Source organism: Mycolicibacter senuensis (assembly GCF_003284925.1).
Taxonomy (GTDB): Bacteria; Actinomycetota; Actinomycetes; order Mycobacteriales; family Mycobacteriaceae; genus Mycobacterium; species Mycobacterium algericum_A.
This window is the reverse complement of sequence record NZ_QMEX01000208.1, coordinates 1-4,539: the sequence shown is the minus strand read 5'-3', so window position 1 is coordinate 4,539 and position 4,539 is coordinate 1. Positions and strand designations below refer to the sequence as shown.

Here is a 4,539-nt window from a genome sequence, read left to right as displayed (position 1 = left end):
TCGATCAGCCGCTGCAACGACGGCAACGCGGTGTCCGGGGTGCCGGCGAAGACGATGCGCACCGGGACAGTTTAGGGAAGCGACGGGTCGCGGCGGCGGCTACCGCGCGGCGCCGTCCCCGTACGGCTGTGCAATGGCGGCCTGCCAGTGCTCGTGGGCCTCTTGCACGCACTCATCGAGCGGCTTGGACGTGTCGAGGTGATGCGCGGTGTCCCACTCGAAGTCGTCAGCGCCCAGCGCGCCGGCGATCTGGGGTGTCGCATCGGAGTTGCCCGCCGCCCTGGTCCTGACGCGCTCGGCGGCGACCTCGATCGGTACCACACAGCGGATCTCGCCGAACGCGGCACGCTTGTCGTGGGCCAGCCGGTGTGCTTCGGCGCGGATCTCCGCGTCACGCCAGGTGCCGTCGAGCACGACCGACACTCCGTCGCCCAGATACCGGCCCGCCCGCTGCAGTACCGCGCGATAGACGGCCGCGACATTGGCGGGTGCGTAGAGACCCGCGCCGAGGCTGCCGGCCTCGCCGCTGAGCTGCCCGGAACTGCGCAGTTCCCGGCGCACGTCGTCGGTGGACACCACCACCGCACCGACGTGGCCGGCGAGTGCGCCGGCCAGCGTCGACTTCCCGGTACCGGGCCCGCCGCCGACGAGCACCAACCGCACGGCACCGGCCTCCAGGTGACGCAAGGCGATGTCCAGGTGCTCGGCCGCCACCGCCGCGGCCCCCCGCTTGCCCTGAGTCAGCCGCACACAGTCGACTTTGGCCCGCACCAGCGCGCGGTAGGCGATGTAGAAATCCCGCAGCGAGCGTGCCGCGGTATCGCCCGAACCTGCCGCGTAGCGCTCCAGGAAATAGTCACCGAGATCCTTGCGTCCCAGGAACTCCAGGTCCATGGCCAGGAAGGCGGCGTCGTCGATGCGGTCGACATAGCGCAGTTCGTCACTGAACTCCAGGCAGTCGAGCAGCACCGGCCGGCCATCCACCCAGAAGATGTCGTCGGCGAGCAAATCGGCGTGGCCGTCGACGATGCAGCCCTGCTCGACGCGCCGGGTGAACAGCTCCGCCCGGCCACTCAGGTATTCGGCGCCGAGATCCTGCACCCGCTGCACGGTTTCGGGTGGCACAGCGGTGCCGGCGTGCTGGTGCAGCGTGGGAAAGTTGTCGTCCCAGCGCCGCCGGACCGCCTCGAGGTCCCCCTGCCGGCTGATCGTCGGGCTGCGCTCGGCGCGGTCGTGGAAATCGGCCAGCAGGCCGGCGATGCGGTCCAGCACGTGTTCGACGGGCTCGGCGCGCTTGACCATCGAGGCCAGCCGTTCTTCGTCGTGATAGCGCCGCATCACAATGACCGGTTCGGCCGGCGCGCCGGCGGGTCCCTGAAAGTGGGCCACCCCGAGATAGCTATCGGGGGCAAGGCGGCTGTTGAGCTCGACTTCTCGCCTACACGCCTGCTCGCGCTGCACCACGGTGCGGAAATCGAGGAAGTCGGTCTGCAGCGGCTTTTTGGCCTTGTAAGCCCGGTCACCCACCAGCACCACCACGCCGGAGTGCGTTTCGTGTGCCTGAACGTAGGGCGCCGCCTGCTCTATCTCAGACGCCATGGCTTCCAGTGTTGACGATCGATGCGGCCAAGGTCATTTCGCGGCGGGCCGGGGGCGGACCACGATCACCGGAATCCCCGCCGCCTGGGCTACCGCGGAACTGACCGAACCCAACAGCTGACTCGCGAATCCGCCACGGCCGCGACTGCCGACCACCACCAGTTGGGCCTGCTCGGCCGCGTGGATCAACCAGCGTGCGGGCTGGTCACTGACCACCTTCCGGTGCACGGTCACATCGGGATACTGCTCTTGGTAGCCGGCAAGCCGTTCCGCGAGAATCTCGTGTGCCTGCTCTTCGTAGCCGCTGCGGTCGATGTTCAGCAGCGGCATGACCCCGACGTCGCTCCAGGCGTGCAACGCCACCAGTGGCACTCCCCGGTGGGACGCCTCGTCGAACGCCAGCGCCGCCGCGGTCTCCGAGGCCGGCGATCCGTCGATCCCCACCACCACCGGTGCGTCGTCGGCGACGGCGCGATCCGTCCGGATGACCGCCACCGGGCCGTGGCCGTGATGGATCAGGCTGGTGCTCACCGAGCCCAGCAGCAAGCGGCCGATCGCGCCCAGGCCCGTGCTCCCGACGACGGTCATCCAACTGCCATTGCTGGCACCGATCAACGTGGCGACGACCTGGGAGTAGGCAATCTCGGTGTGCACCGCGGGTACCGCGTGCCCGCGGGATTCGACAACACCGCGGGCCCGTTCGAGGACCCCTCGCGCCGCGTCGGCCTGCCAGCTGGGCATGCCGTCAGACCGCGGGTCCGGCGGCCATCCGGTCTCCAGCGGGGTCACCACATGCAACAGGCTGAGCGGCAGGTTGCGCATCGCCGCCTCGTCCGTCGCCCAGGCGACCGCCGCATCGGATTCGGCCGATCCATCGACACCCACCACTATCCCGCGGGTGTTCTCCGCTTGTGACATCGTGCGGCCCTCCAGCCATCGTCGCCCGCCCCGACCTCGAAGCTACGGCAGGCCGGGCCGGTTCGCAGGAGTCGTTGGCCCTGACCCCGGGGGCCGTTGGCCTGCTATGCAGGTAGGACGACGACCCGCAGAGTGCCAACGGCCCTTTCGCCGGCGCTCGGTTCACGGGATCATGGGTGATAGGTGGAGATCGGAGGACTGAGGTGTCTGCCGCGTTGGTCGCGACCGAAACGATCCGGGATGCGGTGCAGACCGCATGCCGGGCCCCGTCGCAGCACAACATCCAGCCGTGGCGCTGGGTGCTCGACGGCGACGAGCTCCGGTTGTTCGTCGACCCCGGCCGGGTACTTCCGTCGGATCGATCCGGGCGCCAGGCGGTCATCGGGTGCGGTGCGGCGCTGGATCATCTTCGGGCCGCCGTGGCCGCGGTCGGCCTACGCACCGAGGTGCAGCGGTTTCCCAATCCCAACGACCCCGATCATCTCGCGTCGATCCGCTTCGCCCGGATGGGCTTTGTCACCGCCGGACACCATCGCCGCGTAGAGGCGATCCGGGTGCGGCGCAGCGATCGCTTGGCGCTGGCGGCGCCGTCGAACTGGGAGTTGTTCGAGCCTGTGCTGCGCAACCACATCGGCCACATTCGGGTGCATCTGGATGTGCTGCCCGAGGACGCCCGCCCTCGGCTTGCGCAGGCGTCGCAGTTGGCGGAATCGTTGCGGCTCTACGACTCCAACTACCATGCCGAACTGAGTCGCTGGACGGTGCCGTTCGAGGAGTCCGCGGGAATCCCCTACCGCTCGTTGGCGTCGCTCGCCGAAGCTGACCGGGTGGGCATCGGGCGCACCTTTCCGGTCGGCCACCGGCAGGAACGGCGGGTTCACCTCAGCGAGGACCAGGCCACGGTCGTGGTGCTGTCGACCGACAGCGATAGCCGCGCCGACGCCCTGGCGACCGGCGAAGCGCTCTCGGCCGTCCTGCTGGAGTGCACGATCGCCGGACTGGCCACCTGCCCGCTGACACACCTGATCGAGGTACAGGCGTCCCGGGAGATCGTCGAGACACTGGTGGGCGGTGATGCCCTCCCGCAGGTGCTGATCCGGATCGGGCACGCGCCCGCCAGCGAAGAATCACCGCGCACCGGCCGGCGCCCGCTGGACGAGGTCCTGACAGTCCAAGGGAGATAGGGGCGGTCACCGCGCGGGAAGGCCGGGCGATCTGGCCTCGTCATCGGCGGGTCAGCCGATGTGCAGCGGGTCGATCTGCACCCGCGCCGGGCGGTGTGACCCGCGGGCGCTGAGCACACCGATGCTGTCACGCAGCGCCGCGGCCAGCGCAAGGCCGTGATCGCGGCCCACCCGGACCAGCATCCGGATCACGGCCGACTCGTCGTCGATACCGGCCGGGCGCCGCACCCCGGGCGGCAGCGGTACCGGGCCCAGCGGTTCGGCGCCGTCGGGTAACCGCGCTTGCTCCAGCAGCGCCGTCACCGACTCCACGTCACCGTCGACGGTGGCGATATGCACCGCCGGCGGCAGTCCGACCTCGGCACGGGCGCCCAGTTCGGCATCGGCATGGCCGACCGGGTCCCACCGGATGAGCGCCTGCACGGTCGGGATCGACGACTCGGCCACCACCGTCACCACCCCGCCGGCAGCATGGTCGCGCACCAGCGCCGCCGCGGCCATCCAGCGGCGCAGCGTGTCTTCGGCGGCGCGCAGGTCCTGGCGGCCCAGCAGCGCCCAGCTGTCCAGCAGCAGTCCCGCCCCGTAGCCGTTCGGGGTTCGCGGTTCGGCACCGGGGGTGGCGATCACCAACGCGGGCCCGTCATCGGTGCGCTCAATGATGGTGTCCCCGGCGGAGGTGATGACCGGGGTGCCCGGGAAGGCGCGGCCGAGTTCTTCGGCAGTACGCCGCGCGCCGATCACCACCGCGCGTACCGAATCCGAGCCGCAGCGCCCACACCGCAGCGCCGGATCGACCCGGCCGCACCACCGGCACAGTGCCGCACCGCCGCGCTGCGGC

General features: G+C 70.4%; 3 protein-coding genes and 1 pseudogene. 1 reads left to right on the top strand and 3 read right to left on the bottom strand.

The window, feature by feature from the left end:
• Positions 1-99: 99 nt before the first annotated feature.
• Positions 100-1,599, bottom strand: coding sequence for a bifunctional aminoglycoside phosphotransferase/ATP-binding protein (locus DQP56_RS22675; protein WP_165825118.1), 1,500 nt, complete (start codon positions 1,597-1,599; stop codon positions 100-102).
• A 33-nt stretch (positions 1,600-1,632) separates the two neighbouring features.
• The gene (locus DQP56_RS22670; RefSeq protein WP_112689246.1) at positions 1,633-2,517 is read right to left on the bottom strand and encodes a universal stress protein; all 885 of its coding nucleotides are present in this window, start codon (positions 2,515-2,517) and stop codon (positions 1,633-1,635) included.
• A gap of 203 nt (positions 2,518-2,720) precedes the next feature.
• On the opposite strand from DQP56_RS22670, the gene DQP56_RS22665 reads away from it, so the two are divergent.
• Positions 2,721-3,701 carry an Acg family FMN-binding oxidoreductase gene (locus DQP56_RS22665; RefSeq protein WP_112689244.1) on the top strand — a complete coding sequence of 327 codons (981 nt, stop codon included), beginning with the start codon at positions 2,721-2,723 and terminating at the stop codon, positions 3,699-3,701.
• A 51-nt stretch (positions 3,702-3,752) separates the two neighbouring features.
• Here DQP56_RS22665 and DQP56_RS22660 read toward each other — a convergent pair.
• Positions 3,753-4,539: pseudogene (locus DQP56_RS22660) on the bottom strand (primosome assembly protein PriA); the annotation flags it as partial.

Coding starts and splice junctions, on each gene's coding strand:
- DQP56_RS22675 (WP_165825118.1), bottom strand. CDS start 1,599: ATGGCGTCTGAGATAGAGCAGGCGGCGCCCTACGTTCAGGCACACGAA.
- DQP56_RS22670 (WP_112689246.1), bottom strand. CDS start 2,517: ATGTCACAAGCGGAGAACACCCGCGGGATAGTGGTGGGTGTCGATGGA.